This is a genomic window from Pseudomonas sp. P4795 (genome assembly GCF_048822895.1).
GTDB lineage: Bacteria > Pseudomonadota > Gammaproteobacteria > Pseudomonadales > Pseudomonadaceae > Aquipseudomonas.
The window spans coordinates 233,132-254,511 of record NZ_JBMFBT010000004.1 but is presented as its reverse complement, the minus strand read 5'-3'; the positions used below and the strand labels follow the sequence as shown (position 1 = coordinate 254,511).

The window sequence follows — 21,380 nt, the reverse complement described above, 5'->3', positions numbered from 1 at the left end:
AGTGCATCAATCAGCCGTAATTAAACGACTGGAGCACGCCAGTCATCGGAACCCGAAGTACCGGATACTTCGTGAGTCCAGGTGATTTTGCGGTAGGTGAACTGCACTTCTTCCAGGTGGGTGAAGTGCGAATTGCCTGGATCCTGGCAGTTGTGCATTTTGTTGTTGATGGCGACGATGATCGCGTCTTCCAGTTTGGTGGTGTAGTAGTGCTCTTGGGTGCCTTGAGCCGAGGTACGGAACCACTGGATAACGATTTCGCTCATACGCTCGCCGGAAGTCAGAGCGGCTTGCAGCAGCGGCGAAGCCTTATCGTAGACCTTGGTGATCACAACTGGCTTGTGAACGCGCTGACCGGTTGGCTGACCGGATTGCGGGTCACGCGGGATGATCACGTCGTGGCTGAACGCCTGAACCATGACCTGGTCTTCGTGACCTTCCTGGTAGGTGTTGCCAACGGAGTCGGCGGTGAAGGCGCCAGCAGTGATCAGGCCTTGTTTTTCGCCGGTAACCGACATGTACGCTGGTGTTGCCATGGGATGCTCTCCTTGCTGAATCGTGGGGTGCGCCGATAGGTGATATCACCCAAGAGGCGGCCAATTGCAATCAATTAACATGCCAACTTTTTCAAACCCTTATAAACCGGGGGTTTAGTTCGTTTTCTTCGCAGATACGGCGAAAATTCCCACTGAATTCGTCGAAAAGTGCGCAAGAAGTTGCGCAGTACTGCGCAACTTCTTGCGCACTTGGCTGGAAGCCTTGATCGGCAAGGCCTGTAGCGGTTTTTATCGAGGTTTTATTACGGACAACTGCGCAACTTCTTGCGCACTGGTTGTTGAGAGCTATACCGAATTGACCCATGTGCCGACGCAAGAATGCTACACCTCCAAATCGGCACAGCCCCTGCTTAGGCAATGTGTTTCAGTGAGTCCGACTGGATCAGGGACATCTTTGGCAACTGGGTCAATTCGGCGTCAGCGCTAACAAGCCCTGGTGTTTTGCGTTGATAAAAAAAGTCAGATCTAGGCCTTGGAACCGCACTCAACCTAAAATCTCAGACTGCGCCCGAGGACGCAAGCGAGTTGCCACCGACGGTCAGGGTAAGGAACACCGGCCAGTGTTGAGTCGTTTTTTATGTCCCAGACGTAAAAGTGCTGACCAGGTAGGAGGTAGAACTAGTCTGGGGATGGTACATGTGGCGGCGGGCCCCGCTCATTGACAGGCTGCCTGATTGAAGAACGGTATTGTAGTAATCCCAACACTCGCTTCAACCCAGCCTTGCAGTTCTCTCCCGCTGGCGGGAGAAACGACCAATATTGATGGTTTCGATAGCAAAGAGATAAAGCGCAAAAAGCCGGATGAAATTCGGCGTGCCGAAAAGCTTGAGACTCAGAGGCTCAGGCACGTTGGACACATACCAAAAGGTGACGGACAAACAAAACGCTAACAGCGAGCCACCAAGCATCGGTCCCCAGCTAGCCTGGTCATGATCAGCTAAGCGACTATTGACACGATGGATCAAGTCCACCCAACAGATCAGCAACAACGATGCGAAAAACACCAGAAACGGCAGTAACATACTGATCATAGAAAAAGGATTAGCGATCGGTCCGCCACTTTCGGAAAAAGTTGAGATTGCTAATGCAATGAACACGATGGTCAAAGAACAAGATCTAATTTTCCCAAGCGCATCCAGAATTTCTTTAAACATTAAACAAGCACTCAGATTTTAATATCTTTCTCGCACCTGAAGTACGTCTTCAAATACGTGGAGATGTCCTTAGCAGCAGCTGCCAGCCCATTAAAACCGTCCCAATCCTTTGGCTCTGACACAAAGGCATGAAGTGCGTTGTTTGCATAGGTTTAATCAGGCACTGAGATTTCACAGGCGAAAACCTCTTTGTCCTAACAAATTTTTATCACTGGGCACGCGGTCAGCGACGAGAGAGCAAAATACCAAGCCACCGAGCAAGCTGGGGCTAGGTTAAGTCCTCCACTCAGCGGGTGTCTATAAGCATTGCCGCATCCATGGCGCTGTCTAGACTTTCGAGCGGCTACGCGCGAAGAGGTGCAAGCTACTACTCGCTCAGCTACGTACGAACCTTGAAGTGTACTATCAATATGAGCAAATACTGGCAGTCGCCCTGACACAGCCGCCGGAACACGTTGAAAATGCCATTTTCCAAGAGGGCATGCGTAATGGATCTCGCACGACTACAGCAGCTCTTGAGCGGACAGGGAGAGGTTGTCAATGGTTGCGACTTGTCAGCTGAAGACGCAACCAACTTTGTACAAATCAATTTTGGCCAGTATTCGTTTTGCTTGGTGCGGGACTGGACCTTGCTCGAGCTGGAACCCTGCGGCGAGGGGTATGACGCATTACGCTCCCGTGGCCTTGAACCAGTGCTGGTCTATGCGCGCAGCGTCGTGCGCGACAGTCGCGAGCGCTTTAACAGAGGAGACTGGGTACGTAGTACCTTTCAGCTGAGATACGAGGGCGAAGGGCTCTTTTTCACAAGAAATACGTTGTATGTCCTGCTAGGTAAGGGCACACGCCAGAGCATCACGCTGACTGACCTTCTAAGTCTGACTTGAACGGGCTTCCCCCGCCTGGCTCCTTCGCGCCCTTGCAATGAAGATCGGGCCCGTGGCGGCCTCCGCCCTTGACCCTGTACACCACAGCCGAACAGACCACTTATCGCAATTTCAGGTCCATTACCTGGCGAAGACTCTTTATTTCATGACAAGAGACGCTGGGCGCGCGAGCATTGAGCATCATTTTTGCTGATGAAACGCCGGGTGGATGACTATGAAGGAAAGTAGAAACTGGATCGTTCCGGCCCAAGCCACCAACGATGGCAGTGGCGATGTCATCGTCGACTTGCCTGCTGCGCTGTTGAAAGAGATGGGCCTAGCCATCGGGGATGATCTGAAAATCACCATCGCTGGCGACACGATTATCCTGACCCCGATCCGCGACCTTGCGTGTGGGTCTCCCAAAGTTCCCGAACTGGAACGCGCTCAAGCAGACGCCAGCTATCGAAGCCGCATGAAGGTGTTACTCAATATTCCCGAGGACGCAACTGCCCAGCACATTCATGAAATGATCGATGCAGGCTTTAAGGCAAGCGTTATTAAGGCACTGAGTGACTTGGGACTTCTTAGTTTTGAAACTCAGGACGCCATCGTCCCTGCCCAGACGCTCAAGGCAAAGCTGGCCAGCGGCGAGCGACTGAGCACCCGTGAAAGTGATCACCTATTTCGTCTGGTACACACCATTACTTTAGCCGAATCCTTTTTTGGGGACACTGACAAGGCTTTGCGCTGGCTGTCCAAACCGAAGTCTCGTTTTTTGGGCAAAAGCCCTATTGAGATGCTCTCCACAACCATCGGAGCACGCCAGATAGAGGAGCTTCTTGCTCAAGCAACGGAAGGAATGTCGCTCTGATCCTGCTCGCAATGATGCGCAGAAACGATCAGCGTGCCTTATCGGCTGCCGACTTGGAGCATAACCGGTTTTACAGGTAACGTACGACCCCTCTGGCGGAGCTGCAAACAGATCAGGACAATATGCGAATAATGCTTGGAGTCCAGCTTAGTCAGCCAATAATCAACGACGAGCTAGATGCTCCTGCGTATTCGGAGTTGCGAATTGTTCCAACGAATTAAGCGAGTTCCGCCCCGCGACAATCTCTGCACAACCGATGACGGCGAAGCCATCAAACACATCCGCAATGGAACGGTGGTGGTCTGGTCTTACGAGCGCATTAGAAAAAACTTCGAGGCTGAAAGCATTCCGTTCGTGGAGGTCATCTTTCGGTTTTTAGACCGCAACGATGAGCCCGCAGGCGTGACGCCAGCATTGATCGGCGTAAGCCGCTTGGGAAGCTTTCGCCTGGGAACCATTTGGCAAGGAGGAAAATGCATTGCCGAAACCGACTTAGGTAAAGACCAAGAGTTTTCTGTTGACTTCACTGACGGTGCCTGGTCCCACGTCAGTATCCACGGCAATCACCAACCCTTTCCCTATTTCAAAACCGATTATCCGCTTAGAAGCCAGCCAACGGACAAGGTGCTGACCGAGTTTCTCAGCTTCCCCCTACCGAAAGGCAAAAACCTACTGATCCCCAGTATAGAGTTTCTTTACCGGTGTTATGGCAGCACGTCGGACATGGCCAGAATACTGACGACCTACCCGTGGCCCAAGGTGCGCGAGCTCCTCTATACCGACACCAAGAAAAATCCCCACACCTGGCTTGTTAAGCCACACCCCAATGTTCCTGACGACGATGGGCTGTTTCTGGCACACGCCCTGTACAACGACTACACCGAACAGGTCGCCAAGCTGCTCTACGCCGAACTAGACAATGCACACGGCAAGAACATGAAAGAGACGAGCCTGCGGGTTAGACCGTGGTTCCAAGGCCCTGCAAGGCTGAAGGTTCGCGGCCGCTGGATCAACGATCAAAATACATTTCTGTGCTACGAGATCACTGGCATGAGTCAGCCACAGGATCATCCCTACGAAATAAACCGAGTCAAATATTCCAAGGATGATCCTGAGCAAGATCCGTCCCTTCTCGACACGATGAGAGTCAAGATTGAAGCGGCAAAGCCACAGGATCCTTTTGTGATCACCGACCTTCAGGAACCAGATCAAGCATCTGCTCGATGGTCAAAGCCAGACCCGGGATTTCAAATCCTTGGACCAGAATGCCCCTATACCGTGTCATTTGACGAACGATCGCTTTCTAAGAAAAACGCCATCCTGGTTCCACCGAGCACGACCAAGGTGCTCTCCACCGGCGACCCACATGGCTACAACAAAGGCGTCAGCAAATTCACTGCGGTCGCAAAGCACGTTCGCGGGGATGGAGGTGCCCTTCAAGCTGTATGGGAGGCGCTGCAACACCACAAGGGCAAAAAACGCTTCTCTAGCTTGGCTTGGCAGTCAGAGCGTCAAGGTTTCGTGCAGAGCGTAGACTTCAGATTGCTGGCACTTGCGGCCTTTAGCCAATCCGAGGCCCCTAAAGATAAAAACCGAACATGGCTGGCGTACAAAGAAAATGCCAACCGCCGGCGAGGAATATTGGTTGCGCGCATCAAGATTGCCGGCCGCTTTTTCTACCTATTTGAACTCCAGCGCAAAAAAATTCGAAGAGGCACTGTGTACGGTGAGGAAAAAATTTCCGGGCTTCTGATGGAGATAAACAATGAAGCCGAGGCGTTGGTCGAGATCTCCAGAATCTGCGCTGAAATCCGGCTTGCCAACGGTAACTTCCGAAATCTGAAAACACCGTTGAGACATCCCAATAACATCTTCCGGCACCACTCTGACATCGGCACAACGCTCTTCTACGCCTTCTATCCCCTGGGCATTACCCTCATCTGAGCAGTGCCGATGCTTGGGGTTATGGCGATATGTACTGAAGTTATGGAGTTTATCCTCCGATCATAAACTCCCTAATTTCAGTACACCTGAGGACGCGCCGTAATTATGCGCGCGCAGACCGACTCACGGGAATTATTGCATCGACCCAAGCTGTGCCGAGCGAATGACCGGAGCCATAGCATCAATCATCAAGGCGAGTGCTTGAGCGCCTTGTTCCGTTCCATCCCACGCATGACCAAGCGCCCGCCGAATGGCCGGGTTCTCCGTGAGCTCAACGATATCCCTGATTATGCCAATATTGGCATAACTCAACGCGTCCTCAACCGCCGGAGTGATGGTCTTGATATGGCCGTTGAGGAATTTCGATAAGGTGTACTGGGGAACCCCAGATCGCCTGGAATACTCGTTCACGGAGATCCCAAGCCCGGAGATATGGCGTCGTAGCTCACTGCGCGCAGCTAGAAGCTCGACTGATGGTTTCGTTGCGATTCTTGGCATAGGTAGGTACGATAGCAATTATGCGGAATCCCAACAAGCTCTCACTCACTGGGAGGTGGACGAGAGATGAAGAAGAATGATGCGGGCAAGCGCTATCGAATAGTGGTCAACACAAGTGCCCGCTTAGGTCAGGTCATGACACCGCCACCTTTGGCGAATGCAGTGGTGTGCCTGATGGGCGCGCAAGGCGGGAATTGGCTTGAGCTGGGTTCCGGCTCCGGACGCCTGGCCGAGGCCGTCAGTACTGGCGCAGCGCCGAAGAGCTATCTCGGCGTTGAAGTTGAGCCTTCCATGATTGCCTCAAGCCCCGCACTTCCCGGATTCAGCTTTGTGCAGCAGGATGTGCTGGCCGTGGATAAACTGGCGCACACCCTGGCAAAGACGAAGTTCGACTACGTCATTGGCAACCCGCCGTATGGCATTCACGGGTTTTCTGCGCAAGCCACTCAACGCCTTCAAACGCTTTGCCCGGATCTGGAGATTCACGGCAACTGGGCGCCGATCGACCTGTATTTCGTTCTTGAGTCTCTTTCCAGGCTCAAGGCAACCGGCTCGGCAGCCTTCATCGTCGGGGCTGACATTCCTTGCGGCACACAGAGCTTGGAATTTCGCAAGATGTTGCTGGAGAAGGCCTGCGAGATTGAGTGCTATGAACTTCCACAGACCGCGTTTGGCAACTATGCAGAGGTTCAGGCGTACGCCTTGATCGTCCGGTACGGGAAAAGCCGCGCCCGCCACATTTCGCTCGGTCGCCTGAACGACCAGTTTCAGGTCACCGCTCTTCGCCGTGTAAGCCCTACCCAAGCGGCGGCAAGCATGAATCTGAGCCACCATGAATTTGCAGAGATCGATGCGGCATTACGCAAATCCAGCCAAGGCCAGACGATGAAGGAAATGGAAGTGTCTATTGTACGAGGTAGTCGGACACGGGCTCAGTTCTCCCAGCTGGGCGTCGCGCACTTTCACACCTCAGATTTTCCAAGAATCGGAATGGAGGTTTCATTTGAGTCCGACCCATCGCCCGACTTTCAGCAGGCAACCGTTGGCGACATCCTGCTGCCAAGGGTGGGCACTCGCTGTCTAGAGCACAAAGCCGTTGTCGTGAGCGGGCAAGCACCTTATTCCGAAGCTGTATTCCGCGTACGCACACCGGCGAAACACCATGAACGGGTCGTACGCTGGATAACCAGCTCGGAGTGTTCCGCCTGGCGCCGGGCAGCGGCGCGAGGAGCCTGCGCCAAGCATCTCACGGTTTCAACCCTGTTGAGCATGCCTGTTCCACACTGATCAACACACCTTGCAGCGTGCGCGCTTACTTGCGTTTATCCGCTGCTTGAAACTGCTCCATCAGCTCTGGGGACTCCCAGAGATCCGGGAACGCCTCATAGCTAAACGATGTCCCGGTGGTGACCAACGGTAGTCTCTCACCTGTCTAAGTTTCCATAAACGGCGGATAAAGCTGTTTGCTTTCCAGCAAACTGTTGCGCATACCAATGGATGCCTCGCCCCCTCCGGCCGGGTGAATAACCGCATCAGACAGCGCGGGCAAAAAATGTGGCTAGTCGGGCCGCGCGGGCCACCGTTCACCATTTCACCTTGGGCGATGGCAAAACTAGCCGCTGGAAAAAGCGGCGCCAGGGAAAAAGCACTGGAGGACATTTTTTGACAGCCCACGCAGTGGCTCGCGGCTGTCATGGCCGGCGGCTATTGGTTTCAAACGTGACGTGTTCGCAGCGGCAGGATCCTGCAATAGTCATGAGCGTTATCTCTCGTGGAGCGCGCATGGGCGCTTGATGAGCAGAGCATGTGAGAGACTTGGTATGATTGAAAAGTGATTAGACTGGCTGGGCGGCTCACAGAAAGGAATGAACCAAACACCTCCTTAGGATGATGGGAATCATGCATTGCCTACTGCTTGGGAACGGCATCAATCGCGCGGCGCTGCAAAAAGACTGGACCCAAATCCTTTGTGAACTGGCTAGCCAGTTCAACGCAGAGGATCTGACCCTGCTCCTCAAAGAAAAGCCGCTTTCGATGTTCATCGAGGAACTCTGCGCCCGATCGGAAGGACGCTTTGCCAGTTCAGAGCACAGGGTTAAGGTCGCATTTGCCGGCCTGCTGGAACAGATAGCCCCGATACCGGCACACGACCGCATATGCCGCTTGTTCAAGGTCATAATGACGACCAATTATGACTTCACGATTGAAGAGGCACTCGCAGGCCCCTTCTACCAGTCAACTTGTCTGGCTCCCGAATCCAGGTACAGCCTTTTCCGACGACACACCGCCGCTGGCATCGATGTCTGGCATGTCCATGGCGACGTGGCCCGGCCAAGCTCAATGGTGCTTGGATTTGATCACTACGCCGGCGCCCTGCAAAAGATTCGCAACTACGTGACCGACGGGGTTGAAGTCAAAAAAGAGCCTCACAAGGTATCGTCTCCCGTCAAAAACGGAATGCTGGATTTCACGGCCTACCGAACGATCTACTCGTGGGTGGATTACTTTCTCAGAGACCACATTCACATTATCGGCCTGGGTATGGATTTCACCGAGATCGATTTGTGGTGGCTGCTATTGCACAAGAGGCGCCGGCTGCATCAAACGGGCAGAGTGTTTTTTTACCACCTCTGCGCCGGCGCAGCACCGAGCGAAACTCCGGTGACGTCGCTATTACGCTTGCTCAACGTGGAGATCGTGCCAATAGCCCAAGCAACTTGGACAGAATGCTATATGAAGGCAGCGGAGGAAATCGAAACGCGGATCGCCAGCTATCCCGTGCATTTCCCCATCCCGGAACGAGACACCTACACCCACGAGATACCGAGGGCCCCAAGAAGCTCATTGCCGAGCGTTGAATCCCGCCAGGGCAAGCTCAAGCTCCCACGCCCCCGCTAGACATCCCTGCCGCGAGCCGACGGGTTCAGGCATTCCTCAGTTGATGTCTACCTCATACCAATGAACGCAGTGGACGCCGGTGGTTCGTCCTTTCTTTCGTCTGGGATGATCAAATATGACCCGAGGCTGCTTTTGCGTGGCGCAGAAAAGCGCTGCGCCGATCGCCATCGGCTTGGTACCGAACGGTGAAACGGTCAGTCGATTGCATTCATTACTCCCCGAGAGGGCTGCATATGCCTTCTCAAGCACCTCGTAGGCCGCCTTGGGATTGTTAGCACCGCAGAATTTAACCCCAACCTCGGACGTTTCCAGCAACCGACTGTTGGCCATCAGCGCTTCCAGATCCCACGACGCCTGAAAGGGAGGAATCCCAAAAACAATCGTGACCTTGCGAATAAACTGACCATCGTCCGCGCTCAGTGCGCGAGTTAGCCGGCCCCCCTCAAAGCCCAGAAAGGCCACTAGGTGAACGCTGTCCTTGGTGCCGAGCATGCCTACAAACGGCGGAATAGAGTGCTGCACGAATCCACTGCTCAGATCGAACGCCGTGCCATTTACCGCCGAATCTTCATGGGTTCGCCGGACGTACTCCTTGGGCTCGACATAGAGAAAACCGATTCTTGGACTCTTCTGGCAGAAGGAATAGGCATAGAGCAGCAGGGCGATCTCGCAAAAGTCCAAGGTGGTGGCATCGATCACAATGGACGCGGCGCTGAAGTCACGGGACAAGTCCTCAAGCTCACCACCGCTTGCGCGGTACTTCTTCTCACCAACTTCAAGGCACAGTGATTCAGGGTGATAGCGCACTCGAAAACGTTGTTCCCCCAAACGATTTGTACGCTCAACCGAATAGGCACTCCTGTCGTCCAGATCATCAGCGCCTGTGAAGGCAATGTCCATCAGGGGTAACTGGCCGAGCTCTTGTTCGCTGATCAAATCTTGTCTAATAAATCGCACGATGACCTCAGAACAACGATCCAGTTTTCTTGGCGGTTTCCTCATCATCTTGCGAATCCACCAATTGCCTAACGAGCGAATCGAACTGGCTATCGGATTGGGTGAGCATGATGTCCAACTGAGAGGCGGTGAGCGTGATCTTTCGCCTCTTGCGGTAGCTGATTCTGAAATGCGGTGCGTAGATCGGGTTTAGGACAAGCTCGTACTGGGTGACATCATATTCCGCCTTGTCCTTCGTCCCCTTTGACTCTGCCAGTACCGACCAAATCTTCGCTTCTCGAAGAATCACCTGCGCCGCTTCAGACAACTGGGCGGTGTCGGCCCGGTTGATCGAGAAATGGTTGATCTCCGGTTCGCTCTGGCTGCGGCGTTTATTGAATTTTTCGAACAATCCGCCCAGGCGCCTTGCGAAATCCAGCAGGCGGTCGCCATGTGGACCCAACTGCACAACGTCCTCAAACATGGCATCGGACACGTGAACCGCAGCGTTCGCCTGCGAGTCCAGGTCGATGCACATCGCTCCGTCGATCTCCTCAGCCGACCGACGCTGATACGCCTGCAACAGTGCGTTGTGACAGAGCTCCTGGAAAAACCGCAAGTTGGGCGCGGCAATCTTGCAGAAGCGAGAAAAACCCGCGTAAAGGATGTTCGGGCGCTTCGTCAGGCCCGCGTAGAGGTGAAACAGGCACCCGTAAAGGTTGTTATCAACCCAGCCTCCCGTCTTGTAGAAGGCGTCGGTCTTTGACCTGCCCTTGTCGACCACGTCCTGGAACAGCCCCAAGGCTTCTTTGCCCGACTGGCTTTTTCGGTTGAGGATCGCGCCGAGGACAACGCTCGCCTCGGGTACGCTCTCGCTGATCAGATCCTCAGCGCCGACCACACCCGTCAGGCCCTGGAAGTTGAGCCCTCGTTGAATCATGTCCACTACGCGCCGGCGCAGCGCCGGATCCTGCAGTGCCACGCGCGCAATTTCAGGCGCTCGCAGTTCTGGGAAGATCTGTTTCGTGTAGGCCACCACGTCCTGCCGATAAGATGGCGTACTGCGGTACGGCAAATAGGCGACGTCATGGAGAAGTTCGGGTTTGAATGCCGAACAAGACACGCTGACATCCGCCTGACGTAGACGAAACAGGAACAGTTCGGCGGCCATCACCTCAAAGTCGTTGTCATTGACCAATAAGGCCTCGATGTCGATGGTGCGTATGTCATGCACCTCTACGACTCGCTCCTCCCCACTGGTTTTGAAGTCAGTGACCGCCTCACGCTTATGGGCGATGTGCACGGCCAGCCGTGAGCTGGGATGCTTGATCGCATCGCAGACAATTTCACGGTGCTTCACCAGCAAGTTCTCGAACTCGTCGATGAACACCCTGAAACCCAATGACTTCAGCCTAGGGTCGTGCCTGGCTAGGTCATCAGCGAGCGCCGTGATGATCGTCGTAAAGTGCACGAACAGCGGGGTCGGACAACGACCAGGGTTGCGAACCCACAGGTCGAGCTCGGCAAGACGCTCGTCGACCACTTCGGCCAATGCCTCGACGGTGGGTTCTTTGAGCTGCATCAGCCGCACCATCTTCTGACCCAGCGTGATGCCACTCAATGACAGCGGACCGTTCGCCAGATTTTTGGCATCACTAATCTTTTGCAGGGCCTGAGTCACTTCGGCGAGCAGGCACAGCGTCAGGTAGTGAGAAAACGCCACGCCATCCTGCTGATTGCCAAGCCACTCGGGCGTGATCAGTGAGCAAAAGCCCGTGTCTGGACGGAAGTAGAGACCGATGTGAGCAAATTCATCATCGTTAATCTGTGGCCTGTGGGAGCTGAAAGTCGACCCATGACAGAAGTATCGCAGGAACATGGTTTTGCCACATCCCCGGCCGCCCAGCACGCGCACGGACTTGCTGTCCTTGAAAATGCTGATTTGCTGAAAAAAGTGAGGAACTATGAATTCCTGCGAGACATCCGGCGGCAGGTTGTCTGCACGGTTCTTCAGAAAAGCATCTGCAATAGCTGGCATCGACGTTATCTCGTCAGCAGGTTGTTCCAGCTCTCTGAGCTAGCCCAGAGAACCGACAGTGAGTTGTTGGGGGTAGAGTCTTCAAACCCCAGCAGCAGATCCAGGCCATGCCTGGTCGATTTAGGAATACCGCGCTTGGTGGCAAGGCGATCATAGAAAGCCCGAGCATCGTCCACCGTATTGATCCCATCAACGGCCCAGACGCCCGGCGCTAGTGTTGATTCGCAAAAGAACTGGTGCTGTTCGTTGAGGGTTTCGATCGGCAGCACCGTAAGCCAAGGGCAGCGTTTGGCAAGCGTGTTCAGCCCGTTCTGAAATGCGACCAGAGGGCAATAAACGATGTGGAGGTCCGATTTGCTGGCCAGCGCATGGGTCTTGGCAAAGGTTTCGAACTGCTGGCCGGTACCGAGCATGTCATCCAGAAAGACTACGCATTTCACATGATCTGGAAGCTGACTCAATGCATCAGGCCGAATCGTGACACTCTTCGGGATCTTCGCCCGGCGTTTGTAATGCCGGATCACCACCACACCACTTTTGCCGGTGTCGTTCTGCTTGCTGCCGTCCACACCGACAAATCGAATGAAGTGCGCCGGATCGTCTTGGCGAATCGAGTTCAGGAAACTATCGATATCCTCATAGGGATATAACCCTCTCTGACGTAGATAGGTGGGCAGCATGCAGTTGAGCAACTGATCAATGGAGCTATCGATCATGCTCTTGGACCGGAAAATCAATCTGCCCAGCACGCAGGCAGCAAAGTAATGCTCTTCCTCGGTTTTGAAGTTGGCCAGCCAGCAGTCCAGCGTGTCCTCATCGATTCCGGTAACGATTCTCTTCTTGAGAAGCATCCGAAAGCGCTGCTGCACCTCGACGAATAGCGAGGAGTGTTTTTCGGGAACATGAAAACTCATGAAGCATTCCTTGCTACGCCAGTGATGCAGCCACGCCGAGACCATAACGGCAACGAGAACTGGCCATTTGACAGCTATTGCTCCGAGATTTGCATAGAAAGCGCGAGCGATGCAACTGCGGTCTTTCAATAGGCATCTGCCCCCCCCCGGCGTCCCGATACTCAGCAATGCGGGGAGCCGCCGCAGACTTACGGAGCCAGCTTGCGAATCACCAGCCAAACCGAAGAAACGCCGGTCAAATTGACAGATGCACTTATGATTTCCTTCACCGAGGGCAAATAATGTCGGCATGTCGCCGATATTGCTATGCGTGAGTGGCTGCTATCGGCCGATTCCGTTGAAAAAATCGGCTCTTCCAGACAGCCCCCGGTCAGTTGTTGGACGGGAACCTATTCAACAATCTTGGCCTCATGCAATAGGCAAATAGAATGCGATAGGAAAGAGATACGGCTCTCGCCAGAAATAGCTGGGTGAAGCAGGAAGGCACAGATTTTCGCCCGCTCATAATTTGACCTGCTGATGGCGCCGAGTACAGTACTCGTTGCACACGTTGAACGCTTTAGGAAGACTGGTGAGAGGGAAGTGAGAGTGGCTGACCCTCCTGCTCCAAAAGTATCGGTCTTAGCTCATCGGCCAAATCCTGCCATCCAGCCTTGATTGCGCTTCTCACCATCGAGCCAAGTTGCTCTTTGCTGGCCGTCTGACCACTGTCCTCCCAGGCATTCGATTCCATTGACCACGGTTTGATTGATCGGCCTAGTTGGCCAGCAAACTGCGCTATTCGAGCAGCAATCCTGAATCCACCCTCATCATGATCTCCCCAGTGATACACGCAGCAAGTACTGGGAAGCCGCGAAAGAATCCGTACATAGGCCTTTCCCCAGCTTGGTGATGGCATCCCCGCAGTGTAAATAACCACTCCTTTCAAATCTGTTCCGAGTGCTCGTGCTGCTTGGTGGAATGTTGTCAGGTTTTCAATCGTTAAAAGCCATTCGGGCTCGCCTTGATAGCCAGCAATCGCTGAGTTCGCCACCCCTAGAAACGGGCGGACAATGGGACATTCAGCTCCATCAATTAGCCGCAGCTCTCCGGTACCGGCAAGTAAGAACGGCTGAGGCTCTTTAGATATACCTATGGAGCCAAACCCCGATCTGCCCTATTAAGTTTTAGTCACGTTTTACGATCTGTGGTCGAGCCCTAATGGCCACTGGTTTTCCAGCCTCACCAGTATCTTTTTCCTCTTGATCCTGTGTCAGAGCAGGGCTTTTAGTTAGCTTTTGCTGATTTTGGGTCAAATTTAGGCTCCAAAACTTAACTTTTTGTAAGTGTTCCTGTGATTGCTTCTTGCCAAAGTATTGGTGTGTCTAGAGAGTCTCTGCGGAAGGTAACGGGGCTTGCGACCAAGACCCTTGAGAAGTCTCCAGTGTAACCAGAGCGCACGCAGGGCCAGATGGGCCGGGCGTGCGCGTCTTTAACCGATACCGTTAAACAGGCAGGCCATGCTCAATCGAGTGGATTACTTGGAACACGGCCCGGCAGCCAGGCTCCGTGACGAGCAGATCTACCGGCCGTTCAGACGCAAGCGTCAGATTTGGCGAGGTCAGCCATCGAAGGGCCCCATCAAGATTGCCATCGTAGAGCTCTAAAAGAGCATCCAGAACCTCGACAAGGTGATAGAAGACTTCGCTTGACCGTGGAGACATGACGGTTCGATGGGGTGATGCTCCTACCCACTTCGTGACCTGAGAGCATGGCAGGCCTAACTCATGTGCTAGATCTGCAGCCAGTTTTGTCGGGAGTCCATCCAGGGCGGCATGGTGCATCTGGTAATGCGTCGCAGGTAAACCCAACCGACGATGAAGCGCTCCGACTGGCATATCTCAGAGATCCCACCTTGTGTCAGATAAGCTCCGCCATCCAGGCCGGGAGCAAGGGTTTAGCTGATTGCAGGGCCCGCCACTCACTAGCAGGCAGCAGCTTTTTCAATTTCACTGCGGCCCTTCGTGCGTGAGGGGCCCCCAGCCAGGCCAGTGCTCTAACCGCCTGGCCCGCATAGGAAGCCCCTAGAGCCATCTGCCACTTCGGCGCCTGCTTGATCACTATTTCGGCCTTACCCAAACGCAGGATTTGTGACCGACCACTAGTGAGGAATATTTCCCGGACAGGCATCTGTCGCGTCAAGCCTAAGGCATTGGCTGACCGAGCACCGCTGGCGACGATCACCTCATGGGTTGCCACAGCCAGGGATCGGATCACCATCTCCGTCGCAGGGGGGCGCTTACCGAAGCGAGTAGCTACCGGCGCTACGTATAGACCGCGCGCCACTCGTAGCAGGTGCTCATCCTTTGCTAGCCGAGAAAAAGCCTTATTCACTGCACTGCGACTACCTAAATGAAGAAGGTCTCGAGCCGACAGCAGTCTCCCTTCAGGTAGGCACCGAATTCGCTTGAGTATTACCTCAGCGAGACTATTCATATCACGTGTAGTGAATCGGCCCCGGTTTCCTAGGCACCAGCGAACCACAACGCTGGAGACTGATCCACTACAAATCAGTCCGCTTTTGGCCGGGAGTCGACTGTTGTAACAGGCTGGTATCGGCCAAAAGCGGTCGCTCGTAACGGGCCTCTTTCGACCCAGCGACGCCGGCCACGCGTGCTGCGTAACTGGTGCTCTGCTTCAGGATTAGCGGTTCAAGAACGCTGCAGCCAGCTGAAAAAACCGCCTTTCTTGATCGCCACCGACCTCTGCACCAGCAGAGATGCGCTGCTCTGCTCGCGGAAGCTCTGCAGCTTGTGCAGGGCGCTGCCGACCTCGCTGCGTTGCTCCAGACAGGCCTGGATCAATGGCTTATCGATGCGATAGAGCAGCCCCGAACTCAGTGCAGTGAAACTCGCTTGCGAAGGTGTGCCGTGGATGATGCCCTGTTCACCCATGATCTCGCCGGGGCCCATGCGCCCGGCCTCGACGAATCGCTCGCCGTCGGGCACCGCGGCGGACACCACGCCGATACCGATCACCAGCAAATGTTCGCTGACCTCACCCAGTTCCAGCACCACCTGACCAGCACTGACGGCCAGCGGCTGCATTTGTTCGGCCAGGCGATCCTTCTCCTCGGCGCTTAGCGAACGGAAGATCTTCACATCATCGAGCAGCGCGCGCTGGCGGCTGTGCACCACGTCCTGGGTTTCATGGCCGCGCAGGATGCCGGCGGCTTGCAGGTGGCGGTGGGCGAGGTCGAACATCAGGTTGCGAACCTCGGTCTTGTTGCTCTGGGCACTGACGTAGCCGCTAATCTCGTATTCCACCGTATGCAGGTCCGAGGCTTTCACCGTGACCTTGGCATTGGGTGCCGGCAGCAGCGCGCTGACGCCCTGCAGGGTGCGGCTCAGCGCGTCGAACACCAGGCGCGGGCGCACCTGCGCCGGCACGCTGACACTGATGCTGAGCTGGTGGATATCTACGGTGCGATTGAGGTTGAGGATCTTGGCCTTGGCCGCCACCGAGTTGGGGATCACGACTGTACCGCCCTGACTGGTGCGCAGGTGGGTGGCGCGCCAGTCCATCTCGATCACCTTGCCTTCGGTGCCGTCGATCGACACCCAGTCATCCAGGCGGTAGGGCTTGGTGGTGTTCAGCACGATGCCGGAGAACACGTCGCTGAGGGTGCTCTGCAGCGCTAGGCCGACGACGATGGCGACCACCCCGGAGGTGGCCAGCAGGCCCTTGACCGGAAGCTGCATGATGTAGGCGGCGGCCGCGACCAGGGCGGCGACGAAGATCACCGCGCCCAGCACGTCTTGCAGCAGACGTCCGGTGTGGCCGCTGCGCGGCATCAGCAGGACGCCGAGGACCACGGTCAGGGTGCGTGCGCAGAGCAGCCACCAGGCGATACCCAGCACCGAGCCCATCATGTTCAGCGCCGGCTCGGTCCACGGCGGAGGCTGCAGCGGGCTCATTCCGGCTTCGATGATCACCAGGCTGTAAGTAAGGAAGAAACCTAGGCGCAGCATCACGCGCCAGACTTTGCCCTCGGCGGGCAGTAGACGCCAGCAAGCGAGGTCAGTGAGCAGCAGGCCGACAGCGATCATCAGCGGGTGTTGGTGAATCAACGCGAGCATGCCGCACTCCGGGGTATGTGAGAGCTGGTAGGGATAAGCATGACTAAATCGACGGCCAAGGTGAACGCTCAGTGCTGCAAAATCCCCGTGTAAGGCTGCACGGCTGCTGCTTCCTGCTCGAAGACCTGCATTAGAAAGGGGGCGCGCAATGACATGTCGCGCGCAACAATGGTGGTAGTGGGGTTCATCCGGCAGAGGTAAAGCTCAATTCGGGCAGCTGAATCGCCGTAGTTTTTAGATTCCCATAAAGACCGCTTTTGGCTACTCCTGCTTTTCATTCCCGGCAGCTGTTGCCCGGTTGTGGCCATTCAAGACAGGCAGCTTCCAGCCAAAAAACGGTCATAGAGTACCTAGGAAATTCGGGGCGACCCAAGCCTCAGCGTAACAGCCAGCGTGACAATGTGCGTGTCGCTATAGGCATCAACCAATAGACCATGCTCATGGAGATCAAGCCTGCAACCAACACTTCGAGTAGCCAAGCAGGCATGTTCAGTTCAGTAAGATCAATAAAGGCAGACATCATCCAGGGTATGAAAACTGTCAAGGGAAACACGACCACCCAGGACAGTAGCCATTGCTTCCAACGAGCGACAGTGACTCGACCTTGTAACGGCTCAAACCAGAACTTCGAGTCATCGTCTGCGCGATAGTAGTCTTGACGTAGCCATGGCAACGACTCGCGCAGTAACGCTTGCCGCACCTCAGACTTCAGCCAGGCCAGGACGTGCTCTTTGCTGACAAAACGCAGAATGATCGCGTAGCGCAGTTGCTGCCCTACCGGTTTAACAATATCTGTGGCCAAGTAGCCGGGGAAGTTTTGATGAGCCTCAATAGCCTTGCTCATCCACTGTTCATAAAGCGCCTGATACTGCGAGTTAACCTCATGAACAATTACACTCACACCAGTATCACTACTCATGGTTGCTGCCTCCGTTGTACAGCTCGCTGATAGATCCGTTCGCGCGCTGAAATCATAGGGTCGTGACTGGCCGAAATGCCGTCGATCATGCGCCCTGGGTTGAAATCAAGGCGTTGCTGGGTGGACTGTTGCTCCGCAATCGGCACCACAGCGTCGAGGGTTAAAACGCCCAATTCGACCTCCTGATGGCTGCGTGACCAGGGAATCGAGCCATCAGCTACAGCGTCTCCGGGAGCGGCCAACTGCGCCACCAGGCGCAACTTCACTGGCCCTCTGGCAAGGCGTTTGCCGATTTCGTCCTGCAAATAATTTGCAGGCATTTCTGCGGCTTGCTGCTCAGCTAGTACGGCCTCTTCCACTAGCGGCTCAATGCGATAACGGCCGATACGCTGCTCGCCCTTCGAATTGCTGAACACCAGAGAATTGACACCAAAGTACTCCACAGCGGCGTAGCTGTTGGGTGCCTGCTTGGGTGCTTCAAGAAAATGCTGTGCCCTTGGGTGTGTGGCCAGAAATGCTTGCAGCGGCAGAGGATCAGGCGGTGTAGCGACATTCGCGGCAATGCCTTGCAAAAAGCTGAGAAAGTCTTCGGGCGTAGCAACCGGAAAACCATCGAACGAGTGCGCCACAATATCCGTGAACTCGCCGCTCGGTAGCGAGAAACGCACAGCCGAACCATGCGGGCTGGCCATCGGGTCACCGTCTGCGGTACCTGGTAAACCACTGAAGTTGGAGAACCGCAGTTGCACCGGAACTGCTTGTCCATGGAAATGGGGCGCTCGACTTAACGCCGCCGCCTCTTGTGTGGCAGTAAACATTCCACGCAACAACACGCCCTTAGCATGCGTAATGCGAAAGCCAGGGTGATTGCCAAAGGTTGCATAGAGTGCATCAAGCAATGCGTCATAAAGACTGTCTTGCTGTTGGGTCAGGTTGTTCATAGTAGAAAAATCATCTTCGTTTGCGGCGATGGCAAAGGGCGCTACCAGCGCCCCTGCCAATGCTGCGCCGGCCAAAAATAGAGGTAGTCGCATTGGGCTCAACTCAGGGTTACCAGGGGCGGATAGTCGGTATACCCGCGGGCATCACCGCCGTAGAAGGTATTGCCATCCGGTTGCGCCAGCTCAGCGTTACAAACAAAACGCTGCGGCAGATCCGGGTTGGCAATAAAGGGTTTGCCGAACGCTACTGCATCGGCCAAGCCCTGCACGAGGATGTCCTGAGCGCTTGTTTGCTGATAGCCGCCACAAACAAAGATCGCACCACGGAATAGCTCGCGCAGTTGGGCCCGAAAGCCCACGGGATACTGCACACCAGGCCACTCAGACAAATGCATATAGGCAATGCGCCGCGCACTGAGGGCCTCGGCCAAGTACAACGTAATCTCTTGGGCTTCGACGCTGAAGTCCATATCGTTGACGCTTGGCGGACACCACGGCGAAAGACGAATACCCACGCGTTCCGCGCCGATGGCTGCCGCAACGGCATCAACCACTTCTAGGACAAATCGGGCACGATTTTCCAGCGAACCGCCGTAGCGGTCAGTGCGTTGATTGGTCGTTACAGAGAGAAACTGCTCAAGCAAGAAACCGTTCGCACCCTGGAGCTCAACCAGATCAAAACCGGCCTCACGAGCCCACAGTGCGGCCTGGACAAACTCCTGTACAACAGCGGCAATGCCCTCTTCACTCAACGCCAGCGGCGTGTCGCAATCGACCATGGCGGGTGAGCCTTTCGCGTCAAACGCGAAGGTCTTGGCCTTTGCACGGATGGCTGAAGGGGCAACGGGTAACTGGCCCTGGGGCAATACCGAGTGATGCGAAATACGCCCGACATGCCACAACTGAGCAGCGATCAGACCGCCGTTGCCATGCACCTCATCTACCACCTTCTTCCAGCCTATTTGCTGAGCTTCGGTATAGATGCCCGGGGTATAGGCATAGCCCTTGGCGCCAGGTGAAACAGGCATCCCTTCGCTGATCAGCAGTCCGGCACTGGCACGTTGTCCGTAGTATTGGGCGTTCAGCGCAGTTGGAACATCACCGGGCTGAGCTGAGCGCGATCGGGTCATAGGGGCCATCAGCACGCGGTTAGCCAAGGTCAGAGGGCCAACATTCAAAGGGTCCAGCAAGTTTTTCGTACGATTCATAAAATAGTTCTCATGCAGCCGCCTACGCAGCACCGTGCGTAGGCGAGCAAGTAGGATTTAGTGGTGGCGTAAGCCGGGATTGAGCGCGATGTGTTTGTATTCAACGAAATCATCCATCGCCGCCACACCGTTCAAGCGACCCTGGCCGGACTGCTTGAACCCACCTTCCTCGAACTCGTCGTAGACCACTGCCCAATCATTGACCCAGACGGTGCCGGCCTCCAGCTCGCGAGCAACCCGTAAAGAGCGATCGATATCGCGAGTCCATACACTCGCTGCCAAGCCAAATTCGCTGTTGTTCGCCAGAGCAATCGCCTCTGCTTCGCTATCAAACACCTGCAGCGTCAGCACCGGACCGAACGTCTCACACTGGACAATTGGCATCTCGGGATCAGTTACCCGCAGCAGTGTTGGCCGGTAGAAAGCTCCGCCGGCCAAAGGCCCTTCGGTAACCGGTCCACCGCGCACGATGACCTCAGCACCGCCAGCAATGGCTTCTTCCACCACTTGGTTAACTCGCTGAACGTTGGGCTTATCGATCAACGGCCCCATCTCGCTGCTTGGGTCTGCAGCGGGCCCTACGCGCACAGCTTCCAGTCGCGCAGCCAAGCGCTCGATCAGCGCGGGAGCAATATCGCGCTGCACCAACAGCCGCGAACCCGTCATACAGAACTGGCCAGCGAATACGGTCAGGGCTTTTTCGAGCGTTGGTACTGTTGCATCAAGGTCGGCATCGTTAAACACCAGCATGGGAGTCTTCCCACCCAGCTCCAGACCAAAACGCTTCAGCGACTGCGCGCCGGCAGCCGAGATTGCGCGGCCGGTTGTGGTACTGCCGGTAAAACTGATCACAGGAACCTGAGGAGACTCCACCAGATGGATGGAGCCGGCTGCGCCTTGTTCGCTGAACAAGTTGATAACACCGCGCGGCAATGACACAGACTCACTCATGATGCGTGCCACCAACGCGTTGGTTTGAGCTGTTTGCCCAGGCATTTTGATGACCGTGGTACAACCTGCCGCCAGAGCGGGTGCCAGGGAGCGAATCATCAGTACGACCGGCGAGTTCCACGGCACGATAATGCCCGCGACACCAACCGCTTGACGAATCACCAGGGAAATTTTGCCAGGCTTAGGCTCTGCTGCTCGACCGTACTCAGCACGAGCCTGGGCGGCGTAGTAGCGCAACTTGGAGGGCACCATAGTGACCTCGAACGCTGCTTCGGGTTTGATCTTGCCGTTTTCCAGGGCCAGCATGGCGATCAGCTCGTCGGCATTGCGCTCAAAGGCATCGGCCAACTCCAGCAGCACCTTGGCGCGCAAGTTGCGATCATCTTTCCAGGGGGTTTCGGCGAACGAGCGCTTAGCCGCCTCAATCCCCTGCTGCGCTTCATGCAAACCACCTTCGGCGTATTGACCAATGCACTCATAGGTCGCCGGGTCGATGGAATCTTTATAAACACCGGAGTCCAGCCACAGGCCATCGATCCAGTTCAAAACCGGGGAGTTTTTCATAGA

General features: G+C 55.3%; 20 protein-coding genes. 5 read left to right on the top strand and 15 right to left on the bottom strand.

The window, feature by feature from the left end; translation table 11 throughout:
• Positions 1-20 precede the first annotated feature (20 nt).
• Entirely contained in the window at positions 21-536 is a 516-nt protein-coding gene (locus ACOI8A_RS13250; protein WP_007919523.1) for an Hcp family type VI secretion system effector, read from the bottom strand.
• A gap of 731 nt (positions 537-1,267) precedes the next feature.
• Positions 1,268-1,711 (bottom strand): hypothetical protein, encoded by a 444-nt coding sequence (locus ACOI8A_RS13245; protein WP_420647511.1) that lies wholly within the window; start codon positions 1,709-1,711, stop codon positions 1,268-1,270.
• A gap of 488 nt (positions 1,712-2,199) precedes the next feature.
• Between ACOI8A_RS13245 and ACOI8A_RS13240 the strand changes: the two genes are divergently transcribed.
• From ACOI8A_RS13240 to ACOI8A_RS13230, 3 genes are all read left to right on the top strand, one after another.
• A complete protein-coding gene (locus ACOI8A_RS13240; protein ID WP_420647512.1) occupies positions 2,200-2,595 on the top strand; it encodes a DUF6957 family protein in 396 nt (131 codons plus the stop codon).
• Between the two features lie 208 nt (positions 2,596-2,803).
• Positions 2,804-3,448, top strand: coding sequence for an antitoxin Xre/MbcA/ParS toxin-binding domain-containing protein (locus tag ACOI8A_RS13235; protein WP_420657772.1), 645 nt, complete (start codon positions 2,804-2,806; stop codon positions 3,446-3,448).
• 177 nt (positions 3,449-3,625) lie between these two features.
• Entirely contained in the window at positions 3,626-5,392 is a 1,767-nt protein-coding gene (locus tag ACOI8A_RS13230) for a hypothetical protein (RefSeq protein ID WP_420647514.1), read from the top strand.
• 132 nt (positions 5,393-5,524) lie between these two features.
• On the opposite strand, the gene ACOI8A_RS13225 is transcribed toward ACOI8A_RS13230, so the two are convergent.
• A complete protein-coding gene (locus ACOI8A_RS13225; RefSeq protein WP_420647515.1) occupies positions 5,525-5,803 on the bottom strand; it encodes a hypothetical protein in 279 nt (92 codons plus the stop codon).
• A gap of 153 nt (positions 5,804-5,956) precedes the next feature.
• Between ACOI8A_RS13225 and ACOI8A_RS13220 the strand changes: the two genes are divergently transcribed.
• A complete protein-coding gene (locus tag ACOI8A_RS13220; RefSeq protein ID WP_420647516.1) occupies positions 5,957-7,177 on the top strand; it encodes an Eco57I restriction-modification methylase domain-containing protein in 1,221 nt (406 codons plus the stop codon).
• 60 nt (positions 7,178-7,237) lie between these two features.
• Here ACOI8A_RS13220 and ACOI8A_RS13215 read toward each other — a convergent pair whose 3' ends face one another.
• A complete protein-coding gene (locus ACOI8A_RS13215) occupies positions 7,238-7,549 on the bottom strand; it encodes a hypothetical protein (RefSeq protein WP_420657770.1) in 312 nt (103 codons plus the stop codon).
• A 240-nt stretch (positions 7,550-7,789) separates the two neighbouring features.
• Between ACOI8A_RS13215 and ACOI8A_RS13210 the strand changes: the two genes are divergently transcribed.
• The gene (locus ACOI8A_RS13210; RefSeq protein WP_420647518.1) at positions 7,790-8,788 is read left to right on the top strand and encodes an SIR2 family protein; all 999 of its coding nucleotides are present in this window, start codon (positions 7,790-7,792) and stop codon (positions 8,786-8,788) included.
• A 36-nt stretch (positions 8,789-8,824) separates the two neighbouring features.
• On the opposite strand, the gene ACOI8A_RS13205 is transcribed toward ACOI8A_RS13210, so the two are convergent.
• The 11 genes from ACOI8A_RS13205 to ACOI8A_RS13155 all read right to left on the bottom strand — a co-directional run bounded on the left by ACOI8A_RS13205 (position 8,825) and on the right by ACOI8A_RS13155 (position 21,377).
• Positions 8,825-9,793 carry a hypothetical protein gene (locus ACOI8A_RS13205; RefSeq protein ID WP_420657769.1) on the bottom strand — a complete coding sequence of 323 codons (969 nt, stop codon included), beginning with the start codon at positions 9,791-9,793 and terminating at the stop codon, positions 8,825-8,827.
• Positions 9,753-11,762 carry a hypothetical protein gene (locus ACOI8A_RS13200; RefSeq protein ID WP_420657768.1) on the bottom strand — a complete coding sequence of 670 codons (2,010 nt, stop codon included), beginning with the start codon at positions 11,760-11,762 and terminating at the stop codon, positions 9,753-9,755. Before ACOI8A_RS13200 ends, ACOI8A_RS13205 begins: the two co-directional genes overlap by 41 nt.
• A 5-nt stretch (positions 11,763-11,767) precedes the next feature.
• Positions 11,768-12,676 (bottom strand): phosphoribosyltransferase-like protein, encoded by a 909-nt coding sequence (locus ACOI8A_RS13195; protein ID WP_420657766.1) that lies wholly within the window; start codon positions 12,674-12,676, stop codon positions 11,768-11,770.
• 559 nt (positions 12,677-13,235) lie between these two features.
• Positions 13,236-13,709, bottom strand: coding sequence for a Wadjet anti-phage system protein JetD domain-containing protein (locus tag ACOI8A_RS13190; protein ID WP_420657765.1), 474 nt, complete (start codon positions 13,707-13,709; stop codon positions 13,236-13,238).
• Between the two features lie 451 nt (positions 13,710-14,160).
• Positions 14,161-14,379: an antitoxin Xre/MbcA/ParS toxin-binding domain-containing protein gene (locus tag ACOI8A_RS13185; RefSeq protein WP_420657764.1), complete on the bottom strand. Its 219-nt coding sequence runs from the start codon at positions 14,377-14,379 to the stop codon at positions 14,161-14,163.
• A 196-nt stretch (positions 14,380-14,575) separates the two neighbouring features.
• Positions 14,576-15,151, bottom strand: coding sequence for a DUF6088 family protein (locus ACOI8A_RS13180; protein WP_420657763.1), 576 nt, complete (start codon positions 15,149-15,151; stop codon positions 14,576-14,578).
• A gap of 215 nt (positions 15,152-15,366) precedes the next feature.
• The gene (locus ACOI8A_RS13175; RefSeq protein WP_420651299.1) at positions 15,367-16,794 is read right to left on the bottom strand and encodes a mechanosensitive ion channel domain-containing protein; all 1,428 of its coding nucleotides are present in this window, start codon (positions 16,792-16,794) and stop codon (positions 15,367-15,369) included.
• Positions 16,795-17,170: 376 nt separating this feature from the next.
• Entirely contained in the window at positions 17,171-17,713 is a 543-nt protein-coding gene (locus ACOI8A_RS13170) for an antibiotic biosynthesis monooxygenase (protein WP_420651300.1), read from the bottom strand.
• Positions 17,710-18,747 (bottom strand): catalase family peroxidase, encoded by a 1,038-nt coding sequence (locus ACOI8A_RS13165; protein ID WP_420651301.1) that lies wholly within the window; start codon positions 18,745-18,747, stop codon positions 17,710-17,712. The genes ACOI8A_RS13170 and ACOI8A_RS13165 overlap by 4 nt, the downstream gene beginning before the upstream one ends.
• Before the next feature lie 5 nt (positions 18,748-18,752).
• Complete coding sequence (locus ACOI8A_RS13160; RefSeq protein WP_420651302.1) at positions 18,753-19,862, bottom strand: alkene reductase; 1,110 nt, start codon at positions 19,860-19,862, stop codon at positions 18,753-18,755.
• 57 nt (positions 19,863-19,919) lie between these two features.
• Positions 19,920-21,377: an aldehyde dehydrogenase family protein gene (locus tag ACOI8A_RS13155; protein ID WP_420651303.1), complete on the bottom strand. Its 1,458-nt coding sequence runs from the start codon at positions 21,375-21,377 to the stop codon at positions 19,920-19,922.
• Positions 21,378-21,380 lie beyond the last annotated feature (3 nt).